This is a genomic window from Pandoraea soli, assembly GCF_902459595.1.
Taxonomy (GTDB): Bacteria; Pseudomonadota; Gammaproteobacteria; order Burkholderiales; family Burkholderiaceae; genus Pandoraea; species Pandoraea cepalis.
Genome location: NZ_CABPSG010000005.1, coordinates 323231 through 338880 on the forward strand (window position 1 = coordinate 323231; position 15650 = coordinate 338880).

A 15650-nucleotide genomic window follows, 5' to 3' on the forward strand; every position below is an offset into this window, starting at 1 on the left:
CCCGAGGGGCGCGATTTTTTTGTGCTTCATGTCGACCGGCGCGATTCCATGCGCAGGCCGGCATCGCGCGATGCCAACTCAGCTCAGCAGCGTCTGCAGATCCTTGGCCATCGCATCGACCGACTCGTCGGGACGCATGAACAGGCGCAACTGGCCGCTCGGGTCGAAAACATAGATGCCGGCGGTATGGTCGATGGTGTAGTTGGTTGGCGTGGAGCCTTCCACCTTGTTCACCACGACGCGGAACGACTGGGTGACGGCCTTGAGCGCCGCGTCGTCGGCCGGACGCAGCCCCACGAACGTCGGGTTGAACGCAGGCGCATACTGAGCCATCAGTTCCGGCGTATCGCGCTGCGGATCGACGGTCACGAACACGACCTGCACGCGTTGCGCGTCCGGGCCGAGCTTCTGCATGACCTGATTGAGCTGCGCCATCGTGGTCGGGCAGACATCGGGGCAATGTGTATAGCCGAAGAACATCACCACCGCCTTGCCCTTATAGTCGGCGAGCGTACGCGTCTTGCCCTGCGGATCCTGCAACGAGAAGTTTTGCGCAAACGCCTTGTTGCCGGTGATATCGAGACTCTGGAACGTCGGGCCGTCTTTGCCGCAGGCGGCGAGCAGCACGGTGAGTCCCATCAGCAACATCGCGCGACGCAACCAGATGACAGCCAGATTCATGAACGAATGCCCCAAAAAACGGAGGAATAAAATGCCTCGCGCAAAGACAACAGGCGCGCCGGCCAGGAATACCGTAACGCGCCTGTCATCGTGACTCGAACGACTGCGGACCACGCACCCGTGACTGCAGCTGCAACGGCAAGGGCTTAGCCCAGCAGGAAGATCTGAACGTAATGATCCACCAGCAGTGCGGCGAACAGCAGCGACAGGTAGACGATCGAGTAGCGGAACATCGAGCGCGAGAGCGCATCGGAATAGTGGCGCCACAGCTTGATCGCGTAGCCAAGGAAGATGCCCGAGAGCACGACCGCCGACACCAGGTAGACGTAGCCGCTCATGCGATGCGCGAACGGCAGCAGGGACACCGCGAACAGCACTACGCTGTAGAGCAGGATTTGCAGACGCGTGTATTTCTCGCCGTGCGTGTTCGGCAGCATGGGCAGCCCCGAATTCACGTAATCCTGACGGCGATAGAGCGCGAGCGCCCAGAAATGCGGCGGCGTCCAGACGAAGATGATGAGCACCAGTATCCAGGCATCCGCCGGCACGGCGCCGGTGGCCGCGGCCCAGCCGAGCGCCGGCGGCATGGCCCCCGACGCGCCGCCGATCACGATGTTCTGCGGTGTGGACGGCTTGAGGACGATGGTATAGATCAGCGCATAGCCGACGAACGTGGCCAACGTGAGCCACATCGTCAGCGCATTGGTGAACGTATAGAGCACCGCCATGCCGGCTGCGCCGAGGATCGTCGAGAAGACGATGATCTGCCACGGCGCGATCTCGCCACGGGCGGATGGTCGCCACGCCGTGCGGCGCATCAGCGCGTCGACGCGTTGCTCGATCAGGCAATTCACGGCGAAGGCGGATCCGGCCAGAAGCCAGATACCGAGGGTGCCGCCGATCAGCACCTGCAGCGGCACCATGCCCCGCGTGGACAGGAACATGCCGATCACGGCGCAGAACACGGCGAGCTGCGTCACACGGGGCTTGGTCAATGCCCAGTATTGTGCGATACGGCTCGCTGGCGGATGGGGAAGGGTCGTGCTTTTCATACACTCAGAGGCAATGCGCTACGCCGAGCCAGTCGGGGCGCCGGCGAGTGGTGCGGCAGCCGGCTGCGCTGCTGGGAGAGGCTTTTGGCGGGCCGGAAGGTCTGCCTGATCGCTCGGGCGGGCCGCCATGGACGCCGTTTTGGCGGCGCGGATGCGGAAGTTTAACATAACGAGCAACAGCAGCAGGATCGCCGCCCCGCCGTTGTGGGCGATGGCGTTGAGCAGCGGCCATTGGAAAACGATGTTCGACAAGCCGGTCGCGAATTGCACGAACACCAGGATCAACATCAGGATCGAGGGCATTCTGAGCGCGGCATGACGTCGCAGCCGGCTCGCAAGCCAAGCCAGGTAAGCCACCACCACCACCGCGAATGTCCGATGCACCCAATGAATCGCGACCAGCGCGTCCATGGGAATCACCTCGCCACCGGCCGTTTTCCCCAGCGCGCGCCAGAGCCTGAAGCCGTTATGGAAATCCATCGGCGGCACCCACTGGCCCTGACACGTCGGAAAATCGGTACAGGCGAGCACCGCGTAGTTGGTGCTCACCCATCCGCCGAGCGCGATCTGGAACACCAGCAACACCAACCCGAAGAGCGCGGCCCAGCGCCAGCGCAGCGCACCGGGATCGGCCGCCACGCTGGCGAGCGGCATCTGGCGCGACGCCAACCAAACGAGCGACCCCAATAAAGTGAGCGCCAACATCAAGTGGGTCGAGACGATCACCGGCTGAAGCTTCATCGTGACGGTCCAGGCGCCGAACGCACCCTGCACGCAAACGAGCACGAACAGCCAGGTGGCGAGCCAGGGCGACTGCTTCAGTTCGCGCCGCTTCACCCAGGCCGTCACCATCAGCGCAATGATGAGCACGCCCACGGCCATGGCGAAGTAGCGATGAACCATCTCGATCCACGCCTTGACGAACGTCACCGGGCCGCTCGGCAGCAGCAACTGCGCGGCATGAATGTCCGCATGGGCAGCGAACGGCGACGACGTGCCGTAGCAGCCCGGCCAATCCGGACACCCGAGCCCCGAATCGGTGAGCCGCGTAAAGCCGCCGAACATGATCAGGTCGAGTGTGAGAAAGGTCGTCACCCAGGCCAGTTTGCGGTATTTGTTCGCGTCGCGGCGCAACAGCACCCAGCCGAGCGGCAGCACCGCGATACACAGGCCGATAAAGCCCAGTTCCAGAAGGTAAAGCATCGGTTTTACGTCAGGTCTTCGTCATGTCCGGTGCGTCATTGCACGCGGTCTCGTTGCGGTTGCCGGGTCGCGCCCCTCAACCCGTTCCCGACCACTTGAGCAGACGAGACAGGTCGCTCTTGATCTTGCTCGGGTCGGCGTGCTTCGGGAACGCCATCATCAGGTTGCCCAGCGGATCGACCAGATAGATGTGGTCGCGCAGGCTGCTACCGTCCTGCGTTGGCAGCCATGCCGCCAGCGCGGCCGGATCGGCACGCAGACGTCGCGTGTCCGGATACGCGCCGTCGACCTTCTCCGGCACGGCAGCGGCGTCCGTCACCAGCCACAGCGTTTCCACTCGAGTGCGTTCATTGCCTTGCAACACGCGGATCTGCCGCATGTAGAAAAGCTTGCTCACGCAATTCTCGTCGCAAGCGGCGGTGTCCGCGCTGATCATCAGCCACTTGCCCTTGAGCGACGACAGGGGCAGCGTCTGCCCGGTCTCGTCGTCACGCACCACCAGCGCGGGCAGCGGCCGCTGCGGCTCGATCAACTTGCCGTAGGCCGACGTGCCGCCCTGTGGCTTGAACACGTAATACATCAGATACGCCGCCACCGCCGGCGCCGCACACACGACGAACAGCAGCACCAACATACGCCGTGCGCGGCGTCGCTGCGCCGGGTCGATGGCGGGGCCGTCGGCGTGCCCGGGATTCACCTCTGTACTCATGCTCGCCTCATGCCCGCTTGAAGTTGTCGGGGGCCGCCGCCAGCCGGCGTCCTCGCCGATACGCCAGACGCAAGCCCAGCAGCGCGAGCACCAGCGACATGCCGGCCCACTGCGCCATATACCCGTAGTTGCGATCCGCCCCGCTGGCCGGCGCAGGCCAGTCGCGCAACAGATGATCGCCCGTGTCGTTCGTCTGCATGATCACGAACGGCTGCAGCGGCAGCGCCGTTTCGCGCGCGTAATCCGCCACGTCGAGATTCTGGCGAATCGGCATCCCCGCCGCAGAACCGCCTTTCCCCAACTCGAAGGCACGCGACGGATCAGGCTGCGCCAGGCCTTCGATGGTGACGTCACCGGCCGGGGTCGCGTACGGCATGATCGACGTGCGATCGCGCAAATCGCGCGGCAACCATCCACGATTGACGAGCACCACGTGATCCGGCGCGATCTGCAGCGCCATCACCACATAGAAGCCGGGCAGTTCGTTGCGGGGACGATTGTCCAGGTACACCACGCGGTTCTGCAGGAAGCGTCCGGTGACGCGCACGCGCCGGTTCGCCACGTCACCGAGCGTGTAAGTCTGTGTGCCCAGCACGCGCACCGGCGCGTGTTCGGCCTGCTCGACCTGCGCCTGACGCGCCAGACGCATCTGGGCGCGCTCGTATTGCCACACACCAAGCGCCGCCGTAAGCACCACGGCCAACAGTATCAACACCGCCGGCACCGGGCGCATACCGCGTAAAAGGGTTCTCAACACGTCCATTCCTTGTCTGGCAGCGCGACGGAGGCGGGCGATCAAACACACCGCATTGCAGCGTGCCAGCGCGAGTTCGTTGCCCGATAATGTCGCATCATTGTCATCGGACACATCATGCGCATTATCGTTGCCATCGCCTTCGTCCTGATTCTCGGCAGTCTGGCGTCCGCATTGTTTTTCATGATGCGGGACAAGGGCGGATCGAATCGCACCGTGCATTCGCTCATGGTGCGCGTCGGCCTGTCGGTGACGCTGTTCCTGCTTATCCTGTTCGCCAACTGGATGGGATGGATTCACAGCACGGGCATACGATACTGAGTCCCGCGCCGCTTCTCTGCGGCAAATCGCCGCACCCCATGTCTATCGTCCGGGTTCGCTCCGGGTCATGCGACCGGTGGTCGCGCGGCGACATGGCTTCCGGCGCGGCGATCGCTGTGCGACATAAAGCCGCATTGCACGCGCATCCGAGAACTTGCCGCTCCCACTGCAAATGGAAACGCCGCCGGAATCCGGCGGCGTCCCGATACCATTGCGGGTCTTGACGTCAGAGCCAGTAGACCACGACGTAGAGTCCCAGCCAGACCACGTCGACGAAGTGCCAGTACCACGCGGCGCCTTCGAAGCCAAAGTGATGGTCCGGCGTGAAGTGTCCCTTCATCAGCCTCACAAGCATGACGCTTAGCATGATCGCGCCCAGCATCACGTGAAAGCCGTGGAAGCCGGTGAGCAGGAAGAACGTCGAGCCATACACACCCGAGGTCAGCTTCAGGTTCAGTTCGGTATAGGCGTGGTGGTATTCATAGGCCTGGAAGCCCAGGAAGGTGAAGCCCAGCGCCACGGTGGCGAACAGCCAGAAGATCGCACTGGCGCGATGGTTGGCGCGCAGGGCATGGTGCGAGATCGTCAGCGTGACGCCCGAGGTCAGCAGCAGTGCCGTGTTGAGCGTGGGGATCGGCCACGGGCCCATCGTCTCGAAGGCGTCCACCACACCCGCAGGGCCAGCGTTCGGCCACACGGCGCTGAAGTCGGGCCAGAGCAGCTTGTTGTCGAGATCGCCAAGCCACGGCATTGCCAGCGTGCGAGCGTAGAACAGCGCGCCGAAGAACGCCGCGAAGAACATCACCTCGGAGAAGATGAACCAGCTCATGCCCCAGCGGTAGGACGCGTCGATGCGCTTGCCGTACAGGCCGCCCTCGGACTCGGCGATCGAGTCGCCGAACCAGCTACGCAGCACCCACAGTACCCACAGCAGGCCGGCCAGCGCCGTCCACGGGGCCCACGGTTGTCCGTTGACCCACGCGGCCGCCGAGCCGAGCACCACCAGCAGGCCGACACTGCAGCTCACGGGATGGCGCGACGGGGCCGGTACGTAGTAGTAAGGCGCCGTTTGGTGTTGACCACTCATTCTTATCTCTCCAGGCTTGGTTCTCTTTGTCGATGCCACTCACGTCGCGAGCCGAATGGCGAGCTTCGCCAGCAATACCAGCGCCACGACGAACAGGATGCCTCCGATCAGCCCCGCGACGATCAGATGCACAGGGTTGAGCTGCGCCATGTCGCGGTCGTGATCACGCCCCTTGCGCACGCCGAAAAACGACCAGAACACGGCTTTGATGGTCTGGACGAATGACAGCTTGCGCTGGGTCGCCTCCTTCAAGTCATCCATTGCTGCCCTTGCCTCCCCCCGTCGGTCCTGCGTTCAACTCGCCAGCCTGGGCACCGGTTGAGGTATCCGCGCGCGGACTGGCGTCGTTCTTGCCGAGATCGAAAAAAGTATAGGACAGCGTGATCGTATTCACATCCTTGGGCAGCTTCGTGTCCACCACGAAGACCACCGGGTATTCCTTGGCCTCTCCGGCCTTGAGTGTCTGCTGCGTAAAGCAGAAGCACTCGATCTTCTTGAAGTAGCTCGCGGCCAGCGCCGGTGCATAGCTCGGAATCGCCTGTGCACGCACCTCATGCGACTGCTGATTCGCCACTTCGTACTCGATGGTCGCGATCTGCCCCGGATGCACCGTCAGACTGCTCTTCGCCGGCTTGAAGCGCAACGGCCCCTGGGCATTGGCGTCGAACTCGACGGTGATCGTGCGGCTTTCGTCGACCTGCGAATTGCGAGCGGTGATCTCGGTCGCGCGATCGCCCAACTGGTTGATACCCACCAGATTGCAGAACGCCCGGTAGAACGGCACCATGGCGTAACCGAAACCAAACATCACCGCGACCATCAGCAGCAACTTGCTGAAGGTGCGCACATTGATTCGTCGCAAACCGCTCATATTCGCCTTGCCGGTTCCCCGCTTGACGGCCATCAGTCCTCCGATGCCGTCGGTTGCCGTGTGCCGCCGTATGCCCTCGTGAACCGCCTTCCCTTACCGCGCGTCCCGCCGGTGCGACGGGACGTCCGGATCAGATGCCGCCCACCAGCTTGACCTTGATCATCACCCCAAAGAAGAACACCAGCACGACGGAGCCCAGGATCAGCCCCGTGCGCAGGTTCTTCGCGCGTTGCTCGCGAGTCGAAGCCATGATCAATGCACCTTCGGCGGCGTCTCGAACGTATGGAACGGCGCCGGGCTCGGCACGGTCCACTCGAGGCCCTCCGCACCATCCCACGGCTTCGCTTCGGCCGCCGGACCACCTCGCCACGTCGGCAGCGCCACGAAGAACAGGAAGTACACCTGCATCAGGCCGAAGGCGAATGCGCCGATGGTCGCCACCTGGTTGAAATCCGTGAACTGCGCCGGGTAGTCCGCATAGCGACGCGGCATGCCGGCCAGCCCCAGGAAGTGCATCGGGAAGAACGTCACGTTGAACGAGATGAGCGTGCCCCAGAAGTGGAATTTGCCACGCCACTCGTTGTACATGTGGCCTGTCCACTTCGGCACCCAGTAATAGAACCCTGAGAAGAGCGCAAAGAGCGAACCGGCCACGAGCACGTAGTGGAAGTGCGCCACCACGTAGTAAGTACCGTGCATCTGGATATCGAGCGGCGCCATGGCGAGCATGAGGCCGGTGAAGCCGCCCATCGTGAACACGAAGAGGAAGCCGATGGCGAAGAGCATCGGCGTCTCGAACGTGAGCGAGCCCTTCCACATCGTGGCAACCCAGTTGAACACCTTCACGCCGGTCGGCACCGAGATCAGCATCGTGGCGTACATGAAGAAGAGCTGACCGGTGACCGGCATGCCCGTCACGAACATGTGGTGTGCCCAGACCATGAACGACAGGATCGCGATCGACGCCGTGGCATAGACCATCGAGCTATAGCCGAACAGCGGCTTGCGCGAGAACGCCGGAATCACCTGCGAGACGATCCCGAACGCCGGCAGAATCATGATGTACACCTCCGGGTGTCCGAAGAACCAGAAGATGTGCTGGTACATGACCGGATCGCCGCCGCCCGCCGCGTTGAAGAACGACGTGCCGAAGTGACGGTCCGTGAGCAGCATCGTGATCGCGCCGGCGAGCACCGGCATCACGGCGATGAGCAGATAGGCGGTGATCAGCCACGTCCACACGAACATCGGCATCTTCATCAGCGTCATGCCCGGCGCGCGCATGTTCAGGATGGTCACGATGATATTGATCGCCCCCATGATCGAGGACGCACCGAGAATGTGTGCACCGAAGATCGCCATATCCTGGCCCGGCCCCATCTGCACCGACAGCGGCGCGTACATCGTCCAGCCGGCTGCCGTGGCCCCGCCCGGCACGAGGAACGACGAAATCAGCAGCAGGCCGCCAACCGGCAGCAGCCAGAAGCTGAAGTTGTTCATACGCGCGAAGGCCATGTCCGACGCGCCGATCTGCAGCGGGATCATCCAGTTCGCAAACCCCACGAACGCCGGCATGATCGCGCCGAAAATCATCACCAGCCCGTGCATGGTGGTGAGCTGGTTGAAGAACTCCGGACGAATGAACTGCAGGCCCGGTTCGAACAACTCCGTACGGATCATCAACGCCATCACGCCGCCCGAGAGCAGCATGACGAACGAGAAGATCATGTACATCGTGCCGATGTCCTTGTGATTCGTCGCGAACAGCCAGCGACGCCACCCGTGCGGATGGTCGTGCGCGTGATCGTCGTGACCCGCCACGTGATCGTGAGCGATGGAACTCATACCCAATCTCCTTCCTCGAACTGGTCGAACGGCACTTAACTGTTCTTCGCTGCGCCAGCGTCGGCAGCCCCTGCGGCCTTGGCCGACTTATTGCCACGCGCTTCGCGCACCTGTGCCGGCTGAATTATGTCGCCGGTCTTGTTGCTCCACGAGTTGCGCTCGAACGTGATCACGGACGCAAGCTCCACATCGTTCAGATGCGACCAGTTAGGCATCGCATTCTTGCCATGCAGCACGATGCTGATGTGATCGGCCACCGGACCGTTCGCGATCTTCGAGCCGTCGAGCGCCGGGAAGGCGCCGCCGCCCTTGCCGTTCGGCTGGTGGCACACCGCGCAATTCGACGCGTAGACCTTCTGGCCGCGCTCCATCAACTCCTGCACGGTGTAGGTCTTGTTCGGATCGTCGGCCGACGCGGCCATCAGCTTCTTCTGCGACTCGACCCATGTGTTGTAATCCGCTTCCGAGACAACCTTCACGACGACCGGCATGAACGCGTGCTCCTTGCCGCACAGCTCGGTGCAGAAGCCGCGATACTCGCCGACCTTTTCGGCCTTGAACCACGTATCGCGCACAAAGCCCGGAATCGCGTCCTGCTTGATGCCGAAGGCCGGTACGTAGAACGAATGGATGACGTCGTTGGCCGTGGTGATCAGACGCACCTTCTTGTTGACCGGCACGACCATCGGATTGTCGACTTCCTGCAGATACGTGTTGCTCTTCGGCGCCTGTCCGTCGATCTGGCTGCGCGGCGTGGTGAGCGTGGAGAGGAACTTGATGCCCTCGCCGTCGCCCTTGAGGTAGTCATAGCCCCATTTCCACTGATAGCCGGTAACCTTGATCGTGAGATCGGCGTTGGTGGTGTCTTTCATGGCGACCACGGTCTTCGTGGCGGGCAGCGCCATGAGAATCACGATGATGAACGGCACGACCGTCCAGATCACCTCGACCGTGGTGCTTTCATGGAAATTCGCGGCTTGATGGCCCTTGGATTTGCGGTGCTTGAAGATCGAGTAGAACATCACGCCGAACACACCGAGGAAGATCACCAGGCAGATGATCAACATCATGGTGTGCAGGCTGTGAAGCTCTTGCGCGAGTTTCGTGACCGGCGGCTGGAAGTTGAGTTCGTTGACGGCCGGCCCCCCGGGCATGTCCGTGACCGCCGCCAGGGCCGGAACGCAGGCGAGCAGCGAGGCGCCCGCAAGGAAGGCCGCCAAGGCGTGTTTCGTTTTTTTCATAGCTTCCTTACCCAAAATTACCATCCAAACCTCCCTGGCGGTCGCCCGAGATTGTCTCCATCTCTCAGGCCTGTTGGGCAAGACAACGGCGCAGCTCGCGCGCAAACGTTTCGCGGCGATGCGGCGCAAGATAGGCACCGACAGTGACCGAGCGGCTACCCGAGCGCAAGACTATGCGCAAACGCGGCGGCTTCTCGATGTCGATGCGCACCCAGCGGGGATTGAACTCGTACTGCGTCAACCTCTGTGCTGAACGTTGCTCGACCACAAGGCTCACGGGCGACAACCGAATGACCTCGTAATCTGTGGCATGCCGGGCATGAATGACGAACGCAACGCCCACCACGAGCAAGTCCAGGCCTGTGAACGGCAAGACCAACCACCCACCGCGCCACGCCGCAATCAAGGCAACACCCAGCGACACGGCGGCCAACGACAGGTAGAACAGGACAAACTGGCGCGGCGATATCGCGCAGTTGCGCTTGTGCTTCCATTCCTTCGTCACCGAATCGGCATCGGAAGAAGAGGCTGCGAGCATCGCCGTCACCCGTGGGGCATTTTGGGTCTTTCATGTCCGACGGCCGGGAACTTGCTGCGTCCGGGCCGCGACAAACTGCCGCATTATAGAACGCGCCTTCTCCAAGCGACAACATTGATACGGAGTATTTGGCGCGCCATAGCATTCTCCTGAACTCATTGATGCAAAAGGGAAATCCGTTTATTCCCCTAGTCTGAAATCGCGACGGCGAAGCGACTACGGGATACTCCCTATGCGTCATCGGTTTGACACATTGCAACAACGCGACGACTCGTTGCGGTGTCCTGACTACCTGAAGCGCCCCCTCCGCAGACGACCGTCACCCCACCCCGTCCAATGCCCGTCACGCAAATGGCGCAATGCGACGCACGCCCCGCCGCCTTCGCTGCGATGCGGGATTCGTCCGATATCCGTCAACCGTCGATGCGGCACCCGGGGGCGCGTGCGACGTTATGTCGCGCCCTGAGATGGCGCGCCGCAACCGCTACACGGCGGGTGCGCGCGAGTCCCTCGGTGACCCTCGATGCGCGCAACGATACAACGCGTGCTAAAACCAAAGCCTGTTCCCCACCTCGCCATGCCATGTGTGCCACGCGTTGCGTCACTCCCCGCTCGTTTGCCGACGGTCTGAGCGCCTTGCGCTCCGCCACCGACTTCGATGCCTTGTGCGCCGTGCTGCAAACGTTGTGCGGCTCGCTCAGCCACCGCTATTTCAGCTATCGCGGACATTTCCCCCTGCCGGGCGGGAAACGGGCAACGCCGCGACTCGGCAACTTGCCGCATGCGTGGCAAGCGCACTACGACGCTCAACGCTATGCGACCGTCGATCCTGTGCTGACGTGCGCCAGCCGGCAACTCACCCCCGTCGAATGGACGCCGACGCTCTACACATCGCCCGACGCCCGGCGGTTGCTTCGTGAACAGCGCGCCGCGGGCATGCGCTACGGCGTGACGTATCCGGTATTCACCCCGTCGGGCGCGTTGGGCATGTTGAGTCTCTCGTCAACCCGCCCGCCTCCTTGCTACGTGCGAGCACTCGGCGCGCATGCCTGGAAGCCGCATGCCGGCGCGTTGCTGGCAATGCACGTGCATGAAGCCGTATGGCGCATCGTGCAGCGCGACGCCGTGCATCATGGCGCCCCCGTGCTGACACCGCGCGAGCGCGAGTGCCTGCGGTGGGTGGCGCGCGGCAAGACCTCGTGGGAAATCGGGCGCATTCTCACGCTGTCCGAGCATGGTGTGGTGTTTCATCTGCGCAGCGTCATGCGCAAGTTCGACGTCTCGAGCCGCCATCGGGCAGCGAAGCTGGCGAGCGATTACGGCCTGCTCGACGACTTCGCCGGCGGCGCATCGCCCGTCATTGGTTCCGCGCCGCAAGATCGGCGAGCGTCTTGTATCGCGTCAACGTGAAGGTGTCGCTCGCGGCATTCACGAACGAGCCGCCGCCCAATCGCCCCACGGGACGGAGCGCCTGCAAATCCACGTGATGAGTGACGGGGTCGAGCAACGCGTCGTCGACATGGACCGCGACGACGGTGCCGAGCACGACCCATCCGCCGCCCGGCGCGGCGCTGATCTCGATAATGTCGCGGACCTGGCATTCGTACGCGACCCCAGCCTCCTGAACACGCGGCGGCCGCACGCGCGACGAGGCAACCGGGGTCATGCCGGTCAGCGCAAACTCAGACTCGCCAGGAGGCAATGGCGCCGCCGAGAGGTTCACGGCCTCGATACACGACAGGCTCGCCACGTTCACGACGAACTCGGGCACCGCCTCGACGTTGAGCAACGTGTCCTTCTTTCGGGTCGGCGCCGGCGGCACCACCGGGCAGAACAGCACCGTCATCGGCACACAGCACACGCCCATGAAGTACGCATAGGGCGCCAGATTGGGCCGGCCTTGCGCGTCGACGGTACTCACCCATGCAATGGGCCGCGGCAGAATCGTACTCATCATGAAGTTGTAGCGACTTGCCTCGTCGAGCGTCTCCGGATCCAGTTCCATGTCGTCTCCCAAGGTTGTCGTCCCTCGCCTGCTATCCGAAGGCGGGGGCTAGTTGTGCGATGCCACGCCCGTCAGCCGAAGCACCTCATTGGCGCATCCCCACGACAACGTGAAGCCCCCGCCCCCGTGGCCGTAGTTGTGAAGCAGACGCGGGTGGTGCGCGTCGCACGCCACGCGCGACACCCGTCGCATCGGCCGAAATCCGAGGCGGACTTCGACGACACGCAGCGCGGCTACGCCCTCACACAGCCGGGTGCATCGGCTTACGATGTCCTCGACCTGCCGCTCGTCGATCACGGTCGACGTCAGGTCGGGATCGGCGGTGCCGCCCAGTACGACGTCTTCGTTCCGTTCGATCACGTATGTCGGCGCCTGCGGATCCGAATCGTCGATATAGCAGCCGCTCACGGCGGCGTCGCGTTCTGCCCGAAGCACAATGGCGCGCGACAACGATAAATCGCTGTCGCCAAACGGCCGGCTTCCATAACCGCAGCAATTCACGACGTGCTCGGCGTCGCCGAGCAACGACGCAGGGTCGCCGACGCGCTGCGCCACATACCGGCCGCCGAGGTCGAGGAACAGCGTCATCAGGTAGCGAAGATAGACCGCTGCGTCGGCCACGGGCACGTTCATGCGGTAAGCGCAGGCGAAGCGCGACGGCACCTCCGCCGGTGCCAGACGCTCAACGTCGCTGGCGCATTCTGTCCACCACGGCGCCCCGGCATCGCGTTGAAAATATTCGGTGAGCACGCGCATCCGTACGCCGGACGCCGCGTCGGCGGACAGTCGACGCATCGTCGCGTAGGTTTGCCGGGCGCGTTCGAGATAGACGAAGTCGGGCGCCTGATAGAACGGATGCCAGATGGCCGCCGCGAGCGCCGACGTCGTCTGCGCCGGCCCCTCCGCCGCGTAAATAACGACGTCGCACCCGGCGAGCGCCATCGTCGCGGCCGTCGTCAGGCCGCTGACACCGGCACCGAGCACAATGATGCGCGGGCGGATCACGGCTGCGCCTCCGATTGCACGTATCCTGGGTCGTCAGGCATGCGGCGCCGCGCGGCATCGACATAGTCCTGCAGATGGCCGGGCGTCACAGCGTCAAAACACTGCGGGGATTTCAGGCCGCTCCCCGTCCCGAGCAGCACCACATGCGACCGGGGCGGGATACGCCCCGTCGCGAGACACTCGCCCAATGCGGCGTAGCCGGCGGCCGTCGACGGTTCGAACCACAGGCCGAAGCGCTGCGCGAGATCGCGCGCCGCCGCCATTATCCGAGCATCACTGAGGGCGACACACACGCCGCGCGTGGCGCGCAAGGCATGCAGCGCCGCGAAATGATCGCGTGGACGACCGACCGCCAGACTGTCGGCCACGGTGTCCGGGCTGACCTGCGTGGGCGACTCAGGCAAGGCCATGGCATCGTCACAGGCGCGCCAATCGCGTGTGACGCTGTTTGCGCTGTCGGCCTGCGCCGCGAGCAGTCGCGGCACGGCGGAGGTGATGCCGAGTGTATAGAGATCGAGAAACCCCGCCGCGATGCCCGACAGAATGTTGCCGTCCCCCGTCGGCACGATGACCCAATCGGGCACACGCCAATCGAGCGCTTCCGCCATTTCGAACGCGCACGTCTTCTTCCCTTCGCGCGTGAAGGGGTTGATGCCGGTATTGCGGCAGCACACACTGGCGTCGTCGGCCATGCGCTCGGCGATGTCGAAGGCGTCGTCGTAGCTGCCCTCGACCTCGCAGACCTTCGCTCCATACGCGCGAATCTGCGCCAGCTTGACGGAGGGTGTGCTCGCCGGCACGACCACGGTGGCCGACATTCCCTGCGACGCCGCGAGGCACGCCAGAGACGCACCGGCATTGCCGGTCGATGCGGTCACCGCGTGCTGGCACCCGGCGCGTTTGGCGACCGCCAGCACCACGTCGGTGGCGCGGTCCTTGAGCGATCCGCTTGGGTTCCGCGCCTCATCCTTCACCCAGAGACGGACGCCGCCGTCGTCGCCGCAATCGACCAACGGCGTGGCGCCCACGACCAACCGGCTCGCCCAGTGAGCTTCAACCGGAAGGAGTGCGCCATATCGCCACATTCCTCGTCCCTGAAACGTACTCACGATGTCCGCGGCGCATGGCGAATCCGCGTCCGCCCGCCGTTGAATGCGAAGATTCTGTCCGCACACGGGGCAGCGATAACGGATCGCGCCCCACGACTGCGGCGTTGCACACCTCACACACACGTAGTGATACGAAAACGGCGGCGTCACGCGAGGCACCCCGGATTCAGCAGGTGAGCCATCACGGCATTCTGCGCATGAAGCCGATTCCCGGCCTGATGGAAGACCCACGACGAGGGGCCATCGACCACGTCGTCCGTCACCTCCTGCCCGCGGTCAGCGGGAAGGCAATGCAGGTACCCGGCGTCGGGCGCTGCGCGTCGCATCACGTCGGCGTCGACGCACCAGTCGCGGTGCCGCTCGAAGACATCGTGCATGGCTGCCTCGTCGACGGGATCGCCGTGACGTTGGGGAAGATGCGCGAGACTGCACCACGATTTGGCGTAAACGGCGTGCGTATCGGTCACGCCGTCGCGCAGATCGTGGGTCACGCGCAGACGCGCACCGGTCTGCTCGGCGAACCGCGTGGCCGCGGCCATCACCTGCGGATCGAGGCCGAACGACGCCGGATGCGCAAGCGTCACGTCCATCCCGGATTTCACTGCGGCGAGCAACAGACTCTGCGGCACGGCCACTGGCTTGTGCCAGCTACCGGAATACGCCCAACTGATGCACAGCCGCCGGCCGGCCAGCCCGCCCAATTGCTCACGCATCGTCATCACATCGGCAAGCGCCTGACACGGATGAAAGCGGTCGCACTCCATGTTGATGACGGGCACCCGACTTGCCTGAGAGAAAGCTTCGAGATGACGATGCGCCGCACCGTACACCCACCCGGCCGGCGCGCCATACATGCGAATGGCAATCGCGTCGCCATAGGATGAGAGCACGCGCGCCACGTCGGCCACCCGCTCCGTCGAGTACGGAATCTCCGCCTCGGGTAGCGCGGGCGTATAGATCCCGTTCAGCGGATCGAGCACGATGGCATGGCCACCCATTCGCGACAGACCCGTCTGGAAGCTGCTGCGAGTGCGTAACGACGCGTTGTAGAACAAAAAGTAGATCGTTCGACCCCGTAGCGCAGAGTCAGTGTGCTGCGGATAGCGGCGCTTGAAAGCGAGCGCCGCCTCGAGGAGTGCGCGATACTCCGCCGCACTCATGGTCAGATCGGGGGCTAGCCAGTGGCAATTCATAGATCTCTCCTGATTGCGTATCGGCGAAGGGCGGGG

The 15650-nt window shown here is 63.7% G+C and carries 17 protein-coding genes and 1 pseudogene; 2 read left to right on the forward strand and 16 right to left on the reverse strand.

Annotated features, from left to right (window positions below):
* Window positions 1-78: 78 nt before the first annotated feature.
* The 5 genes from PSO31014_RS11835 to PSO31014_RS11855 all read right to left on the reverse strand — a co-directional run bounded on the left by PSO31014_RS11835 (window position 79) and on the right by PSO31014_RS11855 (window position 4378).
* Window positions 79-681: an SCO family protein gene (locus tag PSO31014_RS11835; RefSeq protein WP_150551789.1), complete on the reverse strand. Its 603-nt coding sequence runs from the start codon at window positions 679-681 to the stop codon at window positions 79-81.
* A gap of 146 nt (window positions 682-827) precedes the next feature.
* Window positions 828-1733, reverse strand: coding sequence for a heme o synthase (gene cyoE, locus PSO31014_RS11840; RefSeq protein WP_150551790.1), 906 nt, complete (start codon window positions 1731-1733; stop codon window positions 828-830).
* An 18-nt stretch (window positions 1734-1751) separates the two neighbouring features.
* Window positions 1752-2936, reverse strand: coding sequence for a COX15/CtaA family protein (locus PSO31014_RS11845; protein WP_150551791.1), 1185 nt, complete (start codon window positions 2934-2936; stop codon window positions 1752-1754).
* Window positions 2937-3012: 76 nt separating this feature from the next.
* Window positions 3013-3645, reverse strand: coding sequence for an SCO family protein (locus tag PSO31014_RS11850; protein ID WP_174976478.1), 633 nt, complete (start codon window positions 3643-3645; stop codon window positions 3013-3015).
* Between the two features lie 7 nt (window positions 3646-3652).
* On the reverse strand, window positions 3653-4378 hold the full coding sequence (locus PSO31014_RS11855; RefSeq protein ID WP_150551853.1) for an SURF1 family protein: 726 nt from the start codon (window positions 4376-4378) through the stop codon (window positions 3653-3655).
* A 138-nt stretch (window positions 4379-4516) separates the two neighbouring features.
* On the opposite strand from PSO31014_RS11855, the gene PSO31014_RS11860 reads away from it, so the two are divergent.
* Window positions 4517-4720, forward strand: coding sequence for a twin transmembrane helix small protein (locus tag PSO31014_RS11860; RefSeq protein ID WP_026131724.1), 204 nt, complete (start codon window positions 4517-4519; stop codon window positions 4718-4720).
* A gap of 226 nt (window positions 4721-4946) precedes the next feature.
* On the opposite strand, the gene PSO31014_RS11865 is transcribed toward PSO31014_RS11860, so the two are convergent.
* The 7 genes and pseudogenes from PSO31014_RS11865 to PSO31014_RS11890 form a co-directional block, all read right to left on the reverse strand.
* Window positions 4947-5807: a cytochrome c oxidase subunit 3 gene (locus tag PSO31014_RS11865; RefSeq protein WP_150551792.1), complete on the reverse strand. Its 861-nt coding sequence runs from the start codon at window positions 5805-5807 to the stop codon at window positions 4947-4949.
* 39 nt (window positions 5808-5846) lie between these two features.
* A complete protein-coding gene (locus PSO31014_RS11870; protein WP_017232685.1) occupies window positions 5847-6068 on the reverse strand; it encodes a DUF2970 domain-containing protein in 222 nt (73 codons plus the stop codon).
* A complete protein-coding gene (locus tag PSO31014_RS11875; protein ID WP_425494872.1) occupies window positions 6061-6711 on the reverse strand; it encodes a cytochrome c oxidase assembly protein in 651 nt (216 codons plus the stop codon). The genes PSO31014_RS11870 and PSO31014_RS11875 overlap by 8 nt, the downstream gene beginning before the upstream one ends.
* Before the next feature lie 97 nt (window positions 6712-6808).
* The gene (locus PSO31014_RS22510; RefSeq protein WP_217424916.1) at window positions 6809-6928 is read right to left on the reverse strand and encodes a cytochrome oxidase small assembly protein; all 120 of its coding nucleotides are present in this window, start codon (window positions 6926-6928) and stop codon (window positions 6809-6811) included.
* Window positions 6929-6930: 2 nt separating this feature from the next.
* Window positions 6931-8523, reverse strand: coding sequence for a cytochrome c oxidase subunit I (ctaD, locus tag PSO31014_RS11880; RefSeq protein WP_150551793.1), 1593 nt, complete (start codon window positions 8521-8523; stop codon window positions 6931-6933).
* A 47-nt stretch (window positions 8524-8570) separates the two neighbouring features.
* Window positions 8571-9788: pseudogene (gene coxB, locus PSO31014_RS11885) on the reverse strand (cytochrome c oxidase subunit II); the annotation flags it as partial.
* Between the two features lie 40 nt (window positions 9789-9828).
* Window positions 9829-10302, reverse strand: a complete 474-nt coding sequence (locus PSO31014_RS11890) for a DUF2244 domain-containing protein (RefSeq protein WP_017232690.1) — start codon at window positions 10300-10302, stop codon at window positions 9829-9831.
* A gap of 582 nt (window positions 10303-10884) precedes the next feature.
* Between PSO31014_RS11890 and PSO31014_RS11895 the strand changes: the two genes are divergently transcribed.
* A complete protein-coding gene (locus tag PSO31014_RS11895) occupies window positions 10885-11712 on the forward strand; it encodes a helix-turn-helix transcriptional regulator (RefSeq protein ID WP_174976480.1) in 828 nt (275 codons plus the stop codon).
* Here the strand turns inward: PSO31014_RS11895 and PSO31014_RS11900 are convergent.
* The 4 genes from PSO31014_RS11900 to PSO31014_RS11915 form a co-directional block, all read right to left on the reverse strand.
* The gene (locus PSO31014_RS11900) at window positions 11660-12307 is read right to left on the reverse strand and encodes a flavin reductase family protein (RefSeq protein WP_150551795.1); all 648 of its coding nucleotides are present in this window, start codon (window positions 12305-12307) and stop codon (window positions 11660-11662) included. The genes PSO31014_RS11895 and PSO31014_RS11900 overlap by 53 nt on opposite strands.
* Before the next feature lie 48 nt (window positions 12308-12355).
* Window positions 12356-13312 carry an FAD-dependent oxidoreductase gene (locus tag PSO31014_RS11905; protein ID WP_174976481.1) on the reverse strand — a complete coding sequence of 319 codons (957 nt, stop codon included), beginning with the start codon at window positions 13310-13312 and terminating at the stop codon, window positions 12356-12358.
* On the reverse strand, window positions 13309-14421 hold the full coding sequence (locus PSO31014_RS11910; RefSeq protein WP_150551797.1) for a threonine synthase: 1113 nt from the start codon (window positions 14419-14421) through the stop codon (window positions 13309-13311). The genes PSO31014_RS11905 and PSO31014_RS11910 overlap by 4 nt, the downstream gene beginning before the upstream one ends.
* Window positions 14422-14567: 146 nt before the next feature.
* On the reverse strand, window positions 14568-15614 hold the full coding sequence (locus PSO31014_RS11915) for an ornithine carbamoyltransferase (protein WP_150551798.1): 1047 nt from the start codon (window positions 15612-15614) through the stop codon (window positions 14568-14570).
* Window positions 15615-15650: the final 36 nt, after the last annotated feature.